The sequence below is a fragment of the Ancylobacter crimeensis genome (genome assembly GCF_023016805.1).
Lineage (GTDB): Bacteria > Pseudomonadota > Alphaproteobacteria > Rhizobiales > Xanthobacteraceae > Ancylobacter > Ancylobacter crimeensis.
Genome location: NZ_JALKCH010000009.1, coordinates 197809 through 213712 on the forward strand (window position 1 = coordinate 197809; position 15904 = coordinate 213712).

Annotated in this window: 14 protein-coding genes; 12 read left to right on the top strand and 2 right to left on the bottom strand. The window is 67.4% G+C overall.

The features are described 5' to 3' along the window. Positions 1–59: 59 nt before the first annotated feature. From rhmD to MWN34_RS14905, 9 genes are all read left to right on the top strand, one after another. The gene (gene rhmD / locus MWN34_RS14865) at positions 60–1247 is read left to right on the top strand and encodes an L-rhamnonate dehydratase (RefSeq protein ID WP_247030091.1); all 1188 of its coding nucleotides are present in this window, start codon (positions 60–62) and stop codon (positions 1245–1247) included. Positions 1248–1467: 220 nt separating this feature from the next. Continuing rightward, on the top strand, positions 1468–2244 hold the full coding sequence (locus MWN34_RS14870) for a maleate cis-trans isomerase family protein (protein WP_247030092.1): 777 nt from the start codon (positions 1468–1470) through the stop codon (positions 2242–2244). 72 nt (positions 2245–2316) lie between these two features. After that, complete coding sequence (locus MWN34_RS14875; protein ID WP_247030093.1) at positions 2317–3132, top strand: transporter substrate-binding domain-containing protein; 816 nt, start codon at positions 2317–2319, stop codon at positions 3130–3132. A 94-nt stretch (positions 3133–3226) separates the two neighbouring features. Then, positions 3227–3934, top strand: coding sequence for an ABC transporter permease (locus MWN34_RS14880; RefSeq protein WP_247030094.1), 708 nt, complete (start codon positions 3227–3229; stop codon positions 3932–3934). A gap of 10 nt (positions 3935–3944) precedes the next feature. Next, on the top strand, positions 3945–4709 hold the full coding sequence (locus tag MWN34_RS14885) for an ABC transporter permease (RefSeq protein WP_247030095.1): 765 nt from the start codon (positions 3945–3947) through the stop codon (positions 4707–4709). A gap of 148 nt (positions 4710–4857) precedes the next feature. Continuing rightward, complete coding sequence (locus MWN34_RS14890) at positions 4858–5925, top strand: patatin-like phospholipase family protein (RefSeq protein WP_247030096.1); 1068 nt, start codon at positions 4858–4860, stop codon at positions 5923–5925. A gap of 15 nt (positions 5926–5940) precedes the next feature. Then, on the top strand, positions 5941–7398 hold the full coding sequence (locus tag MWN34_RS14895) for a GntP family permease (protein ID WP_247030097.1): 1458 nt from the start codon (positions 5941–5943) through the stop codon (positions 7396–7398). 169 nt (positions 7399–7567) lie between these two features. Continuing rightward, positions 7568–8542, top strand: a complete 975-nt coding sequence (locus MWN34_RS14900) for an aldo/keto reductase (protein ID WP_247030098.1) — start codon at positions 7568–7570, stop codon at positions 8540–8542. Between the two features lie 159 nt (positions 8543–8701). Then, positions 8702–9901 carry a low temperature requirement protein A gene (locus MWN34_RS14905; RefSeq protein ID WP_247030099.1) on the top strand — a complete coding sequence of 400 codons (1200 nt, stop codon included), beginning with the start codon at positions 8702–8704 and terminating at the stop codon, positions 9899–9901. 77 nt (positions 9902–9978) lie between these two features. Here MWN34_RS14905 and MWN34_RS14910 read toward each other — a convergent pair whose 3' ends face one another. After that, positions 9979–12192: a DEAD/DEAH box helicase gene (locus MWN34_RS14910; RefSeq protein ID WP_247030100.1), complete on the bottom strand. Its 2214-nt coding sequence runs from the start codon at positions 12190–12192 to the stop codon at positions 9979–9981. A 262-nt stretch (positions 12193–12454) separates the two neighbouring features. Here MWN34_RS14910 and MWN34_RS14915 point away from each other — a divergent pair, with 262 nt between their 5' ends. Continuing rightward, positions 12455–13159 (top strand): SDR family oxidoreductase, encoded by a 705-nt coding sequence (locus tag MWN34_RS14915; RefSeq protein ID WP_247030101.1) that lies wholly within the window; start codon positions 12455–12457, stop codon positions 13157–13159. Here MWN34_RS14915 and MWN34_RS14920 read toward each other — a convergent pair. After that, positions 13125–14168, bottom strand: a complete 1044-nt coding sequence (locus MWN34_RS14920) for a LacI family DNA-binding transcriptional regulator (protein ID WP_247030102.1) — start codon at positions 14166–14168, stop codon at positions 13125–13127. The two genes, MWN34_RS14915 and MWN34_RS14920, sit on opposite strands and share 35 nt — an antisense overlap. Before the next feature lie 126 nt (positions 14169–14294). On the opposite strand from MWN34_RS14920, the gene MWN34_RS14925 reads away from it, so the two are divergent. Continuing rightward, positions 14295–15191, top strand: coding sequence for a sugar phosphate isomerase/epimerase family protein (locus MWN34_RS14925; RefSeq protein WP_247030103.1), 897 nt, complete (start codon positions 14295–14297; stop codon positions 15189–15191). Then, positions 15188–15835 (top strand): nucleoside/nucleotide kinase family protein, encoded by a 648-nt coding sequence (locus tag MWN34_RS14930; protein WP_247030104.1) that lies wholly within the window; start codon positions 15188–15190, stop codon positions 15833–15835. The genes MWN34_RS14925 and MWN34_RS14930 overlap by 4 nt, the downstream gene beginning before the upstream one ends. The last annotated feature ends 69 nt before the right edge of the window (positions 15836–15904 follow it).

Here is a 15904-nt window from a genome sequence, read left to right on the forward strand (position 1 = left end):
ATCCCGGCGGGCGACGACGCCTTGCCGGGACCTCCGCCTTTCCGGGAGCTTCGACGACCATGACCATGCCGACCATCAAAGCCGTGCGTGCCTTCACCGTGCGTGGCGGCGGCGCCGATTATCACGACCAGGGTGCCGGCCACTGGATCGACGACCACATCGGCACGCCGATGGGCAAGTATCCCGAGTACCGGCAGAGCCGTCAGAGCTTCGGCATCAACGTGCTCGGCACGCTGGTGGTCGAAATCGAGGCCGATGACGGCACCGTCGGCTTCGCAGTGACCACCGCCGGCGAGATCGGCGCCTTCATCGTGGAGAAGCATCTCTCCCGCTTCCTCATCGGGCGCAAGGTCACCGAGATCGAGAAGATCTGGGACCAGATGTATTTCTCCACCCAGTATTACGGCCGCAAGGGCGTGGTGTTGAACACCATTTCCGGCGTCGATCTCGCCTTGTGGGACCTGCTCGCCAAGGTTCGCAAGGAGCCGGTCCACGCCCTGCTCGGCGGCCCGGTGCGCGACGAGCTGCAGTTCTACGCGACCGGCGCCCGACCGGACCTCGCCAAGCAGATGGGCTTCATCGGCGGCAAGCTGCCGCTCCATCATGTCCCCGCCGAAGGCGAGGAAGGGCTGAAGAAGAACATCGAGCTGCTCGCCACCATGCGCGAGCGGTGCGGCGACGACTTCTGGCTCATGTATGACTGCTGGATGAGCCTCGACGTGAACTATGCCACCAAGCTCGCCTGGAAGGCGCAGGAATATGGGCTGAAGTGGATCGAGGAATGCCTCTCCCCGGACGATTACTGGGGCTATGCCGAGCTACGCAGGAACGTCCCGAAGGGCATGCTGGTCACCACCGGCGAGCATGAGGCTACCCGCTGGGGCTTCCGCCTGCTGCTGGAGATGGAGTGCTGCGACATCATCCAGCCGGATGTCGGCTGGTGCGGCGGGGTCACCGAGCTCATCAAGATCTCGGCACTCGCCGACGCCCATTCCAAGCTGGTGGTGCCGCATGGCTCCTCCGTCTACAGCTACCACTTCGTCATCACCCGGCAGAACTCGCCCTTCGCCGAGTTCCTGATGATGCACCCCGTGCCGGACCAGGTGGTGCCCATGTTCACGCCGCTGCTCCTCGACGAGCCTGTACCGGTGAACGGGCGGATGAAGGCGAGCGCGCTCGACACGCCGGGCTTCGGCGTGCGCCTCAACCCCGAGGTCACCCTGCATCGGCCTTATCCGGTCGGCTGAACCTTCGAGCGGGCTCCCGACACCCGGTTCCGGGAGCCCGCCGACGGCAGCTTCCTGCTTGCTGCTTCTGCCGAGCGTGCATCAGCCCTGCCTATCTTTATAAGCGGCAGACTATATTTTCCCTTCGTCAACTCCTGCCCCAACATTGATCACGATCAAATTGGAGGCTGACGATCTTCTTCCCTGGGGGCGGAGGCGTCGGCCACGGCGGGAGAACAGGATGCGTGACTTTACGGGCTGGCGCGCCAGGATCGGCCTCATCTATATGGCCTCGAGCACGGTGATGGAGCCGGAGTTCTACGCCATGGCTCCTGAAGGCGTCTCCATCCACACCACGCGGATCCCGTTCCAGAAGGCCTCGCCCGACGGCATCCGCAACATGATGGCCCGCGGCCCGCTTGAGGACGCTGCCGAACTTCTTGCGACCGCGCCGCTCGATGCGTGTGTCTTCGGCGGCACCAGCGCGAGCTTTCTCGAAGGCCGCGGCTTCAACGACATCGTTGCCCAGCGCATGCGCTCGGTGATGGGCGACATCCCGGTCACCACCGCCTCGACCGCCGCGCTCACCGCCCTGCATACGCTTGGCGTACGCCGCATGACCTTCATCGGTCCCTATATCGACGAGGTAACCGCCCGTGGCAGGGCCTTCTTCGAGGCCAACGGCATCTCGGTGCTGGGCGCACACGGTCTCGGCGTGACGGACGACATCGAGCTCGGCCTGATCCCGCTGGATCGCATCTACCGCTTCGCGCGCGAGCGGTTCGACCCGGCGTCGGATGCCGTGTTCATCAGCTGCACCAACATCACGACGGTCGGCGCCATCGAGGCGCTGGAGCAGGATCTCGGCGTGCCGGTGGTGAGCGCGATCCAGTCTTCCTTCTGGCATGCGCTCGGACTTGCCGGAGTGGGCGCGCCGGTCACCGGTTTTGGCTCGCTCTTCAGCCACAAGCCGGTCGAACTCGTCGGTGCGTCGCTCGCAAACGTGGGCAACGCCTGAGGCCGCTCCTTCCGTGCCTTCGACAAGGCGGCAAAGACCGCCCCTGAAACCCCTGTCCCAGAGGCTTGAGCCATGACCACCAAGAGCCGCCTGGCCGGCGCGGCGCTTCTTTGCGCCGCCTTCCTGCCAACCACCGCTTTCGCCGACAAGCTCGTGCTCGGCAATGAAGGCTCCTATCCGCCCTTCAGCATTACCGACGCTGCCGGAAAGCTGACCGGCGTCGAACCCGAACTCGCGCGGGAAATGTGCAAGCGCATGAATGCCGACTGCGAGATCGTCGCCATGGACTTCAAGGCGCTGATCCCGGCCATGCTGCAGAACAAGCTCGATGCCATCGCCACGCAGATCAAGCCCAATGCGGAGCGAAAGGAACGTGCGCTGTTCTCCATTCCGATCGTCTACAATCCGGACGGTTTCGTGGTGAAGGCCGGCGCACCCGACGAACTGACGAAAGAGAACGCCAAGGGCATGAAGTTCGGCCAGATGCGCGGGACCGTGCAGGTCAAGTATCTGACCGAAACCTTCGGCGACGCCATCGAGATCACGCCCTACGACAATCCCGACCAGATCCGCCTCGACCTGCTGGCGGGCCGCATCGACGCGACACTCGGCCCGCGGATCAACTGGTCGATCGAGCTCCTCTCAAAGCCGGAGGGCAAGGACTTCAAATTCGCCGGCGGCGAAATATGGACCGGCGACCAGAGCATTCCGGTGGCGTTGCGGGGTTCGAGCTGGATCGTGCGCAAGGACAGCCAGCCACTGCTCGACCGCATGAATGCCGCGCTCAAGAGCATGATCGAGGACTGCACGTTCACCAGGATCCGCGCCCAGTTCGTACCGGTCGCGATCGTGCCGGCCGAGCAGGCCTGCGCCGACCGCAAGTCGTGACGGTCGCTTCGTGACGGCAGCTTCGTGACGATAGGGCGCGCGCCGTCACAGGTGCGCGCCCCTTCCCCGCCATCCGGGATCGGAGAATGGGTCGATGCATCTGCTGAGCTTCGGGGACCAGGGCTATGGCGACGAGCTCTTCTACGGCGCACTGCTCACCATGTCGCTGGCGGTGGTCGGCTATCTTACCAGCCTGATCTGCGGCGTCCTGATCGCGGTGGCGACGCTCCGGCCTTTCGGCGTGCGCTGGACGCTGTGGCGCCTCTACGCCTCCTGCTTCATGAGCGTGCCAGCGCTTCTTGTGATCTTTCTCATTTATTTCGGCGGGGCCGAGATGGTGAGCGCCGCTTTGCGGCTGATGGGCGTATCGGTCCGGGTGCAGGTGACCCCCTTCGCCGCCGGCGCCGTCGGACTTGGGGTCGTCTATAGCGCCTATCTCGCCGAAGGTGTGCGCGCGGCGATCCTCAATGTGCCGCGCGGCCAGTTCGAAGCGGCACAGGCGCTGCAGCTTTCGCGTCTTCAGATGTGGAGCCTCGTCATCGCTCCGCAGGCGACTCGCCTTGCCTTGCCGGGGCTCGTCAATCTCTGGATCGTCGTTCTGAAAGACACCGCCCTTATCTCGCTGGTCGGTCTCAAGGACATCATCGCCCAGGCGAAGATGGCGGCCGGCGTCACCAAGGAGCCGTTCCTCTTCTATATCGCGGCGGCGCTGTTCTTCGTCTTCATGAACGGTCTCACGCTGCATGTGTCCGGTTGGCTCGATCGGCATGTCGCCCGCGGCATGCAGGCGGCCCGGAGCTGAGAGCACGCGCATGTCCTGGTTCGACCCCTCGCTCGCCGCGGAAAGCCTCCCCGCCCTCCTGCGCGGCGCAGCCATGACGATCGGCCTCACCGTGCCGATCCTCATGCTCGGTATGGTCATCGCCATCCCGGTCGCCCTTGGCCGCCTGTCGGAGCATCGCCTCACCGCCGCGGCGGCCTTTGCCTATGTCGCCTTCTTTCGAGGCACGCCCAGCCTGATCCTGCTTTATCTTGTGTATAGCGGGCTCGGGGTCATTGCCGCGGTGCGCGCGAGCTTCCTGTGGCCGGTCCTTTCCCACGCCTATCCCTGTGCCGTCATCGGATTCGCGCTGGTGCACTCGGCCTATGTGGCGGAGATCCTGCGCGGCGGCCTCGCCGCGGTGCCGACGGGTGTGGTGGAGGCCGGGCGAGCGCTGGGCTTCTCGCCGGCGCGCCTGTTCTTCGCGGTGCGGCTGCCCATGGCCGGTCGTCTGGCCCTCAAATCATATCAGAACGAGGTCGTCATCATCATAAAGAGCACGGCGGCGGTCAGCGCCATCACCGTCACCGACCTGATGGCGGCCGCGAACGAGGTGTTCTACATAACCTACGATCCCTTCACGCCTCTGCTGTGCGCGGCGGGGATCTACTGGGTGATGATCAATCTCGTGCGCGGCGGCTTCGGGGCGGCCGACCGGCGCCTGAACGCCCATCTCGCGATCCGGCTACCGGACCGTCCGCTGCGCACACGCATGCGGGCCCTCCGCCTGAGGCTGCGCCGTCCGAAAACGGCTTAGCTCGTGACCCGACGCCGGTGTGGTGTCCTCAGACTTCGTGGAATGCTGCAATGCAGGATTATGTTGCATCGCAGCGAGAATGAGGCATGCGCCGGTTCCATAAGCCGGGCCAGCCACGGCAATCCGGCACCATTTCCGGGGGGAAGCCATGCCCGACGCCACCAAGCCTCGCCAGGACGAGGATGCTTCGGATGGATTGCCACGCCAACCGCTGAAGGTCGACCTTGCCCTTCAGGGCGGCGGCTCACACGGCGCCTTCACCTGGGGTGTGCTCGACAGGCTGCTGGAAGAGGATTGGCTCGAGGTGGAGGGCATTTCCGGCACCTCCGCGGGGGCCATGAACGCCGCCGTGCTGGCGGACGGCCACGCGGCCGGCGGACCGGAAGGCGCGCGGGCGGCCCTCACCCGGTTCTGGACCATGGTTTCGGAATCGGCCCGCTTCTCGCCGTTCCAGCGCGCCCCGCTCGACCGGCTGCTCGGGCGCTGGACGCTCGACAACTCGCCCATGTTCATCGCCATGGACCTGATGTCGCGCCTTTATTCGCCCTATGACCTCAATCCCGGCGGCCGCAACCCGCTGCGTGAGATTCTCGCTGAAGTCATCGATTTCGAGCGGCTGAAGACCGCTCCGATCAAGCTCTTCATCACCGCAACCAATGTGCGCACCGGACGCGGCCGGGTGTTTCGCAATGACGAGATCACGCCGGAGGTCCTGCTCGCTTCCGCCTGCCTGCCGACGCTGTTCCAGGCGATCGAAATCGACGGCGAACCCTATTGGGACGGCGGCTATGCCGGCAACCCGACCATGACCCCTCTGGTGCGCGAACTCGAGTCGGACGACACCATCCTGGTGCCGATCAACCCGGTCGAGCGGCCGGGCACGCCGGACAATGCGCGCGACATCCTGAACCGGCTCAACGAAGTGTCCTTCAACGCGGTGCTGCTCAAGGAGCTGCGGATGATGGCGCTGATGCGCAAGGTCGCCGACCCCGGCAACAGCGAAGGAGCGCAATGGGCGAAGATGCGCATCCATATGGTACGCAACACGGTGATGGCCGACCTCGGCTACTCCTCCAAGCTCAATGCCGAATGGAGCTTCCTGACCAAGCTGCACGCCGACGGGCGTGCAGCCGCCGACAGCTTCCTCGCTGAGAACGGAGCCGATATCGGCCGCCGTTCGACCCTCGACATCGACCGCCTGCTCGAAGGCGTGTGAGAAGGACCGCTGGCGATGGGTTTCATCGGTATTCTCGCAGGCCTCGGCCTGCTCGTCGCGCTCGCGTTCCGGGGCTGGAGCGTATTGCTGCTCGCTCCGCTTGCGGCTCTGGTCGCCGCCGCCTTTTCCGGCGAGCCGCTGCTCGCGCACTGGACCCAGACCTTCATGGGCAGCGCGGCGCGTTTCGTGGCGCAATTCTTCCCGCTGTTCCTGCTCGGCGCCGTGTTCGGCAAGGTGATGGACGATACCGGCTCGGTCACCCGGATCGCCGACTACATGACGCAGAAGCTCGGAGCCGGGCGCGCGGTGCTCGCCGTCGTGCTCGCCGGCGCTTTCGTCACCTATGGCGGCGTAAGCCTGTTCGTCGCTTTCTTCGTACTTGCGCCGATGGGCCTCGCTTTATTCCGCGCCGCAGGCGTGCCGCGCCGGCTGATGCCCGCCGCCATCGCGCTCGGCACCTCCACCTTCACCATGTCGGCCCTGCCGGGCACGCCGTCGATCCAGAACGCGATCCCGATGCCGTTCTTCGGCACGACGCCCTTCGCCGCTCCGGGCCTCGGAATCCTCGCCTCCGCCATCATGCTGGGGTTCGGCCTGTGGTGGCTGAATCTGATGGAGAAGAAGGCGCGCGCCGCCGGGGAGGGTTTCGGGCCGGGCGAGGTAGCGGCGCCGGCGGAAGCCGCCGCCGACGACCCGATCGTGCGCGAGCGCGCGAGCACCGCGCGGGAGTTCGACCCGGCCGAGATCAAGCGCGGCGCTCATGCTCCGAGCGAGCCCTCCATCGGGCTCGCCGCCCTGCCACTCATCGTGGTAGTGGCGGTCAACCTGCTGATGTCGCTCGTCATCCTGCCGCGCATGGACGTGTCCTACCTCGCCGAGCCGCGCTGGGGCGGAACCTCCCTTTCCGCCGTCGGCGGGGTGTGGTCGGTGGTGGTGGCGCTCTGCGCCGCGATCCTCACGGCGCTCGCCGTCAATGCCCGCCGGCTGCCGAGCCTGCGCACCACGCTGGACGCCGGTGCAAACGCCTCCGTCCTACCCGTGTTCAGCGTCGCCAGTCTGGTCGGCTTCGGCGCCGTGGTCGCGGCGCTGCCGGCCTTCGAGGCGGTGCGCGACTGGGTGCTCGGCATCGACGGCGGCCCGCTGGTTTCGCTCGCCGTGGCCACCAACATCCTTGCCGCCCTCACCGGCTCGGCATCGGGCGGCCTCACCATCGCGCTCGACGCGCTCGGCCCTACCTATATGCAGATAGCCGCAGCAACCGGGCTCGACCCTGCACTGATGCACCGCGTGGCGGTGATCGGCTCGGGCACGCTCGACAGCCTTCCCCACAACGGCGCCGTCGTCACCTTGCTGGCGGTGTGCGGCACCACCCATCGCGAGAGCTACAAGGACATCGTGATGGTGGGCATCGTCGGCGCGTTGATCGGGCTCGTGGTCGTGATCGCGCTGGGCTCCCTGGTGGGCTCGTTCTGAGCGAATGCCGGACCGCTCCCTCACATGCCGGTGAGATCCCGCTCCGGCGGAGCGGCCATGCACGCCCGCGGGTTCCCGCCTCGATCGGGATCGTGGAACAATGCCGGCCGATTCATCCGGACCGGCGCTCCATGGGGGCGATGCCGGCCAGCCCAGCAAGGATCCGCCCATGACCGCGAACCCCGCCGCCTTTCCCGGCCTGCCGCCGCTCATCCTCGGTGCCAACGTGTTCGGTTGGGGAGCGGACGAGGCGACCTCCTTCGCCCTGCTCGATGCAGCGGTGGAGCAGGGCCTGAACGCGATCGACACCGCCGACATCTATTCCTACTGGGCGCCGGGTAATCACGGCGGCGAGTCGGAGACGATCATCGGACGCTGGCTGAAACGCCGCGGCCGCCGCGACGACGTTATCATCCACACCAAGGGAGGCGCTCCGGGCGCCCCCGATGCTTTCGCCGATGCAAAGGCGGATGCAAGCTATCTGCCGAAGGCGGTCGATGCGTCTTTGCGGCGACTGGGGATCGAGACCATCGACCTCTATTACGTCCATTACGACGACAAGGTCACCCCGCCGGAAGAAACCCTCGCCGTGTTCGACACGCTGATCCGGGCCGGTAAGATCCGCGCGATCGGCGCCTCGAACTATGCGCCGGACCGGCTCGCCGCCAGCCTCGACGCATCGGATGCCAACCGTCTGCCGCGCTTCGCTTGCCTGCAGACGGGCTACAATCTCTATGACCGCGCCGGCTATGAGGCCGAGCTGGAACCGCTCTGCGCCGACCGCGGGCTGGGAGTCATGAGCTATTACGGGCTCGCCAAGGGCTTCCTCACCGGCAAGTACCGGTCAGGCGCCGATCTCGGCAAGAGCGCAGCGCGCGGGGGCGCGATCGAATCCTATCTCACGCCGCGCGGTTTCCGGATCCTCGGTGCCCTCGACCGCGTGGCGGAGGAAACCGGATCGAATCCGACGCAGGTCGCGCTGGCCTGGCTGATCGCGCGCCCCAGCATCACCGCCCCCATCGCCAGCGCCACCAGTCTTACCCAGCTCGCTGACCTTCCCGCAGCGTGCCGCCTAAGGCTGGATGGGGAGGCCATTGCGCAACTCGATGCGGCATCGGCGGAGAGCGAAACGGCCGCGGCCTAGCTGCGACGCGATCCGGCTGCCGGGGCGAAGCTGACGCACCGTCGTCGGCCATGAGGCGCTTTATGGGCACGGGCTCGCTGTGCGAGAAAGAGGCGAGAGGTTCCGGCCGACGAAACGTCGGCCGGACATCTTCCATCCTGATCAGCACGGCGAGGCGCCATGAACGACCGGCCCGCACCTTCTCATCCGCTGCTGCGCCGCCGCGACGGCCACCACGCGCGGGTGACCTATGAAGAGCTGTTCTTCGACCTCGTCTATGTCTTCGCGATCACCCAGCTCAGCCACGAACTTCTGCATCATCTGAGCTTCACCGGGTTGATCCAGACGCTGATCCTCTGGTTCGCCGTGTGGCTCGGCTGGCAATATACCTGCTGGCTGACGAACTGGTTCGATCCGGAGACGCCGCAGATCCGCGGACTGCTGTTCATGACGATGCTCGCCGCGCTGATCATGGCGTCCTCCATCAGCGGCGCCTTCGAGGAACGCGGCCTCGTCTTCGCGGCGGCCTATGTCGCGATCCAGGTCGGTCGCACCGCCTACATCGTCTGGCGGCTCGGGCCCGACCATCCGCTGGCCGCCAATCATCGCCGCATGCTGGGCTGGCTCTCTATTGCCGCCGTGTTCTGGATCGGCGGGGCCTTCGCCGAGCACTGGTGGCGCGCCGGCCTGTGGGCCATCGCGGTGGCCTGCGAATATGTCTCGCCGATGTTCGGCTTCGCACTGCCCGGCCTCGGGCGCTCCCGCACGAGCGAATGGACCATCGAGGGCGGGCATCTGGCGGAACGCTGCCAGCTCTTCGTCATCGTCGCGCTGGGCGAAACTCTTTTGGCGACAGGCGCGACGCTGGCCGATGCCGATGTGTGGCAGCCGGCCATCCTCTCGGCGATGCTCGCCACCTTTTTCGGCACGCTCGCTATGTGGTGGCTCTATTTCGGCACGTCGAGCAAAGACGCCACCGAGTTCATCACCCATTCGCACGATCCGGGCCGCATCGGCGCCGCGTTCCACTATGTCCACGCCATACTGGTCGCCGGAATCGTGGCGACCGCGGTCGGCAACGACCTCGTTCTCGCCCATCCCCACGAGCACCTCACCCTGGGCTCGGCTCTGGCTCTCTGCGGGGGTCCGGCGCTCTATCTGCTGGGCAGCGCGGCCTACAAGAAAGTGGTCTACGGCGTGGTGCCGATCTCGCACATCGCCGCCGTCATCGCGCTCGTCGCGCTGCTGCCGCTGGCCTTCACGGTGGACCTTCTGGCGATGGGCTGGCTCACCACTCTGGTGATGCTGCTGGCCGGCTTCTGGGAAAGCCGGCTGGTGCGCAAGCGACGGCAGCATCTGACGGCGGCCACCGTCCATTGAGGATCGAAGCCGCCTTCGCAGGTCGTCCGACGGCGTGAAGGCCGACGAGGGATATCAGGGCCGCGAAGCGGGGGATATCAGGACCTTGGAGGCTTCTTGCCGGGCTTGCCGGCCGGCTTGCCCGACCCCTTCCCGCCCGGCTTGCCGAACGCCTTGCCCGGCCCCTTCCCAGCCGGCTTGGCTGCCGGACGCGCAGGAGCGTCTCCCGCCGGACGCGCCTTGCGATAGGCCGAGGTGCCGCCCTCCTCGCGCGGACCGGAGCGGAACGGCTTGGCGGCGCCTTGCTCCTCGCGCTTGCGGAACGGCTTTGCCTCGCCGCGCGGTTCATCGCCGCGATGCGACGACTTCCCGCGCCATTCGCCTGCCGGAGCCGCAGAACGATCGGATTTACCCTTGCTATCCCGGTAAGGCTTGCCGCGCGGCGGCTTGTCCGCGAAGCGCGCCTCGTCCGGCGCCTGCCGCGGCATCTCGTGACGGGCTTCGCGGCTCCGCTCCCGGACCGGTGCCGCAGTATCGGCCGCGACCTGACGACGGGAATCCTCGCCCGTCTCCTGCGCGCGGTGCGGTGCCTCGCGGCGCGGCGCCCTGTGGGGGCGCTCGGCCTGGGGGTCCCACGTGCCCGAGCCCGCCTCGTCACGACGCGGGCCGCGCGGCTTCATGCCGGTGCGCGGCGCCGGACGTGCCGTCGGGCGGCCGCTCGGGGCCTCGGCCAGCGGCTCGATGACGACATCCTCGCCGCCCGGCTTGCGCAGCCCGGCGAGAAAGCGCTCCGTTGCATCAGCGCCAATCTCAAAGGCGGTCTCGTTGTCGAAGATGCGGATGACCCCGATATCGGCCCGGGTCACGTTTCCGCGCCGGCAGATCAGGGGCAACAGCCATTTCGGGTCGGCGTTGTTACGACGGCCGATATTGAGCCGGAACCACTGCATCGGCGTGCCCTCGACGGGGCGCCGCACACGCTCGTTCTTCACCCGCGTTTCGCCCGGATCGACCACCTCCTCCGGGACAGGAAGACCAGAGCGATAGAGCTGGGCCAGCGCCGCCGCCAGATGCTCGGCGGTGTAGGCGGACAGCAGGAGCTGCCCGGCGGCGAGGTCGTCTTCCCCCGGCGCATCGGCCAGAAGCGGGTCGCGCAGCATCCGTTCCTGGTCCAGCGCGCGAATCTCCTCCGCGGTCGGCGGGGCGGACCACTGCGTCTCGACGCCGGCCACGGCGAGCAGATCCTGTGCGCGGCGACGGCGGAAGGGCGGCACCAGAAGCACGCTCACGCCCTTGCGCCCGGCGCGTCCGGTCCGGCCGCTGCGGTGCTGCAGCGTCTCGGCATCCTTCGGCAGCTCGGCGTGGATCACGAGGCTGAGATTCGGCAGGTCGATGCCGCGCGCGGCCACATCCGTCGCAACGCAGACCCGGGCCCGGCCGTCGCGCAGCGCCTGCAAAGCATGGTTGCGCTCGTTCTGGCTGAGTTCGCCCGAAAGCGCAACAGCGGAGAACTGCCGCTCCTGCAATGTCGCCGTCAGATGGCGCACGGCCTCGCGGGTGTTGCAGAACACGATGGCCGAGGGCGCATCGTGCTCGCGCAGCACGTTCACCACCACGTGCTCCACCTCTTTCGGCGCGGTGCGGATGGCGCGATAGGCGATATCGGCGTGGCCGCCCTCGGCGCTCGCCACCTCGATGCGCAGCGCACCGCGCTGGTAGCGCTCGGCCAGCGTGGCGATGCCGCGCGGCAGGGTGGCGGAGAACAGCAGGCTGCGACGTTCGCTCGGAGTGGCTTCAAGAAGCACCTCTAGGTCCTCGCGGAAGCCGAGGTCGAGCATCTCGTCGGCCTCGTCCAGCACCACGACCCGGATCGCGGACATGTCGAGCCGTCCGCGCTCCATATGGTCGCGCAGCCGGCCCGGCGTGCCGACCACGATATGGGCGCCCTCCGCGAGGCGGCGCTGCTCCTGCCGTGGATCCATGCCGCCGACGCAGGAGACAATACGCGCGCCGGTCTCGGCAAAGAGCCACACGAATTCCCGCTGGACCTGCAGCGCAAGCTCGCGCGTCGGCGCGATGACCAGCGCGAGCGGCGCACCCGCCGGGCCGAAGCGCTCCTCGATGCCGAGCAGCGTCTCCGCCATGGCGAGGCCATAGGCCACCGTCTTGCCGGAACCGGTCTGGGCCGAGACCAGCAGGTCGCGGTCCTTCGTCTCCGGGGCGAGCACGGCGCTCTGCACGCGGGTGGGATCGGTGTAGTCGCGCGCGGCGAGAGCACGGGCAAGCGCCGGGTTGGTGGTCAGGAAAGCCAAGCGGGTTCAGCCTCTGTGGAACGTGGGTCGGAGTGGACGGGTCCGGGAACATGGATGCGGCGTCGAACGCAACCATCGGACGGATTGACCTCTCGCCGGCAAGGTGGGCATGCGCGCCGCGCACCTCATACCACGCAAGCGCGCCGATAGGCCAATGATCTGCACCGTTCCAGGCGAAGACCCCGCTTCGCGGCGTCAAAGTTCGGCGCTACACCTGCCCTACGCGCCGCTGGGGCGCGCGAGCAACGGGAAGACGCCGGCCATGAATGAGAACAAGGTTGCGATCGTGACAGCAGGCGGCAGCGGCATGGGCGCGGCCTGCGCCCGAAGACTGGCCGCGGACGGCTACACGATCGCCATCCTGTCGAGCTCCGGCAAGGGCGAGGCGCTGGCAGCCGAGCTCGGCGGCATCGGTGTGACCGGCTCCAACCAGTCCAACGACGACCTGAAGCGCCTGGTCGACACGGTGATGGAACGCTGGGGCCGGATCGACGCGCTGGTGAACAGCGCCGGCCACGGCCCCCGTGCACAGATCATCGCCATCACCGACGAGGACTGGCACAAGGGTCTCGACACCTATCTGATGAACGTCATCCGCCCGGTGCGCCTCGTCGCGCCGGTCATGCAGGCGCAGAAGAGCGGGGCGATCGTCAACATCTCGACCGCCTGGGCCTTCGAGCCGGCGGCAATGTTCCCGACCTCCGCCGTGTTCCGCGCCGGCCTTGCCGCCTACACCAAGATATTCACCGACACCTATGCGCCCGACAATGTGCGCATGAACAACGTGCTGCCCGGGTGGATCGACAGCCTGCCCAAGGTCGAGGAACGCCGCGCCTCGGTGCCGATGCAGCGCTATGGCACCTCGGAGGAGATCGCCGCCACCGTCGCTTTCCTGCTCTCGGAAGGGGCCGGCTACATCACCGGCCAGAACATCAGGGTCGATGGCGGCCTGACCCGCTCGGTGTGAGCGCGGGCCCGGGCGAGGCAGCCGGCGGCGTCGAGCCGCGCAGCGTCACCGTGCAGGCGAGCCGGATCGTCGCTGGCGGCCCGGCATCGCCCGCCATTCTGGCGCGCAGGCGGGTCCATGCGGCCTGCGCCATCGCCTCGACCGGCTGGCGGGCGGCGGTGAGCGGCGGGGTCACCAGCCGCATCCATTCCATCTCGTCGAAGCTTGCATAGGCGATGTCGGCCGGCACGACGAGGCCGAGGCTGCCGAGAAGGGGGTAGAGCGCCAGAGAGGTCATCTGCTCCAGCGCGAACAGCGCATCGGGTCGTCCGGTGCCAGACAGACGACCGGATAGCCTCGCGACACCGGAGGCCGGATCGTCGCCCACCTCGGCGAGTGCGAGTTCCATCGCCCCCGCCCCTACCTGCGCGCCCTCCCACCGTTCGCGCATGTTGCTGATCGCGAGGCTGGTGGCAACAACGAGGCATGTCCGGCAGCCGGCCCCGGCAAGATGACGGGTCACCTGTGCCGCCGCCGGCCCGTTGTCGACCGCAACGAGGTCGAAGCGCCCGTCATCCGGAATCCGGTCCGCCACCACAATCGGCGCCGTCCAGCCCGCGGGCAGGCGAGCGGCGAGCGCACCGTCACAGGGCAGCACGATGACGCCCGAGGGCCGCCACGCACGGATATTGGCAAGGCGGTCCGCCTCCTCGGCCGGATCGTTGCGCGAGGACACGACGACCAGATCGAAACCGTCCTCCCGGGCAACATGCTCCAGCACCGAGACGAAGCGCGCGAACATCGGGTTGCCGAGATCGGGTACCACGACCCCGGCGAGCGCCGCCTTGCCGGAGCGCAGCCGGGAGGCCGCAAGATCCGGCACATAGCCGAGCGCCTCGACCGCCTCCATGACCCGCGCGGCATAATCGGGCGAGACGGAAGGCTTGCCGTTGAGCACATTGGAAACCGTCGCCAGCGACACGCCAGCCCTTTCGGCAACCATGCGGATGGTCGGGCTTCGGGGCGTCACGGCGCGCGTCTCCATGTCGTAAAACGTTTCATTTCAGGCTAGACACCGCCTTCTTCTGTGTCAAACATGGTGCGCAATGGTCTGGCGCAGCATTCGCACGGACCTGTTGGGTGAGGAGGAAACGACATGAACAAGCTCGGCGTGCATGCGCTGGTGTGGGAAGCCGGCTGGAGCCACGAGGAGTGCGCGCGCGCCATCGCCCGCACCGCGGAAGTCGGCTTCGACTTTATCGAAGCACCGGCGCTCGACCCCAGCCTGATCGACCCCGTCTTCACCCGCCGCCAGCTCGACGCCGCCGGCATCGGCATCAACTTCTCGCTCGGCCTCGATTTCGACAGCGACATCTCCTCGTGCGACCCGGAGAAGCGGGCCCGCGGCAAGGCGAAGCTGCTCGACGCCGTGCGGGTGTGCCGCGACTGCGGCGGCTCCATCATCGGCGGCATTCTCTATTCGGGCTTCGGCAAATACGCCACCGGGCCGACCGCGGAAGGCGTACGCCAATCCGCGCAGACGCTGGCCGAAGTCGCCGAGGTGGCGGCGCAGAGCGACATCACCCTCGTGCTGGAGGTGGTGAACCGCTACGAGACCAATATCTGCAACACCGCCGCACAGGGCGTGGAGATGGCGAAGCGCGTCGGCGCACCGAATGTGAAGGTACATCTCGACGTCTATCACATGAACATCGAGGAATCGGACATTCCGGCCGCCATCATCGAGACCGGCGACTGGATCGGCTATTTCCACACCGGCGATTCCCATCGCGGCTATATGGGCTCGGGATCCATCGACCTCGCCGGCGTGTTCCGTGCGCTGGTGAAGGCGAACTATCAGGGCCCGATCACCTTCGAGAGCTTCTCCTCGCGCGTCGTCGGCCAGCCGCTGGAAGGCATTCTCGGCATCTGGCGCAATCTGTGGGACGACAGTTTCGACCTTGCCAGCCATGCGCTCGCCTACACGAAGGTGCAGCTCAAGGCCGCGCAGGAGGCCGAGCGGCAGGCCCGCGAACGGAGCCGCCTCCCGTGAGCGGGGCGGCAAGCTTTATGGAATTGCTGGACCGGATCGCCGGCCTGCCGCGCGAGCGCCGCAGCCTCATCGCCATCGCCGGCCCCCCGGGGGCCGGCAAGAGCAGCTTCGCGGACGAACTGGAAAGCCGGCTCAACAGAGAGGAGGGCGGCAGCACCGCCGTCCTGCCGATGGACGGCTATCATTTCGACGACATGCTGCTGGAGGCGCGCGGCCATCGGGCCCGGAAAGGCGCCCCGCACACCTTCGACGTCGATGGCCTCAAGGCGATGCTGGACCGGCTGAGGCTGGATGACGGGCGCGACGTCGTGGTGCCGGTGTTCGACCGCGCGCTGGAGATCGCCCGCGCCGGAGCGCGGGTCATTCCCGGCACGGTGCGGCGAGTGATCGTCGAGGGCAATTACCTGCTGCTCGACGATCCCGATTGGGCACCGCTGCGCACCTGCTTCGACCTCACCGTCATGCTCGACGTGCCGTGGGACATCATCGAGCAGCGGCTCGTCGCCCGCTGGCAGGGCTTCAACTATGACGCGCAGGCGCTCCGGGCGAAAATGGAAGGCAACGACCTGCCCAACGTCTGGCTGGTACGGGAGCACAGCGTTGCGGCCGATCTCGTCGTGCCGAACGCCGTGCCGCGGACCTGATCCGCCCCAGCCGGAACGCCTCAGCCCTTGGCCTTCCGGATTTCGTCGGTGAGCTGGGGTGCGATCTCG

What these genes read in the sequence shown, in the direction of transcription:
- MWN34_RS14890 (WP_247030096.1), top strand. Translation starts at nt 4,858, where the DNA reads ATGCCCGACGCCACCAAGCCTCGCCAGGACGAGGATGCTTCGGATGGA.
- MWN34_RS14870 (WP_247030092.1), top strand. Translation starts at nt 1,468, where the DNA reads ATGCGTGACTTTACGGGCTGGCGCGCCAGGATCGGCCTCATCTATATG.
- MWN34_RS14875 (WP_247030093.1), top strand. Translation starts at nt 2,317, where the DNA reads ATGACCACCAAGAGCCGCCTGGCCGGCGCGGCGCTTCTTTGCGCCGCC.
- MWN34_RS14900 (WP_247030098.1), top strand. Translation starts at nt 7,568, where the DNA reads ATGACCGCGAACCCCGCCGCCTTTCCCGGCCTGCCGCCGCTCATCCTC.
- MWN34_RS14925 (WP_247030103.1), top strand. Translation starts at nt 14,295, where the DNA reads ATGAACAAGCTCGGCGTGCATGCGCTGGTGTGGGAAGCCGGCTGGAGC.
- MWN34_RS14885 (WP_247030095.1), top strand. Translation starts at nt 3,945, where the DNA reads ATGTCCTGGTTCGACCCCTCGCTCGCCGCGGAAAGCCTCCCCGCCCTC.
- rhmD (WP_247030091.1), top strand. Translation starts at nt 60, where the DNA reads ATGACCATGCCGACCATCAAAGCCGTGCGTGCCTTCACCGTGCGTGGC.
- MWN34_RS14880 (WP_247030094.1), top strand. Translation starts at nt 3,227, where the DNA reads ATGCATCTGCTGAGCTTCGGGGACCAGGGCTATGGCGACGAGCTCTTC.
- MWN34_RS14895 (WP_247030097.1), top strand. Translation starts at nt 5,941, where the DNA reads ATGGGTTTCATCGGTATTCTCGCAGGCCTCGGCCTGCTCGTCGCGCTC.
- MWN34_RS14905 (WP_247030099.1), top strand. Translation starts at nt 8,702, where the DNA reads ATGAACGACCGGCCCGCACCTTCTCATCCGCTGCTGCGCCGCCGCGAC.
- MWN34_RS14915 (WP_247030101.1), top strand. Translation starts at nt 12,455, where the DNA reads ATGAATGAGAACAAGGTTGCGATCGTGACAGCAGGCGGCAGCGGCATG.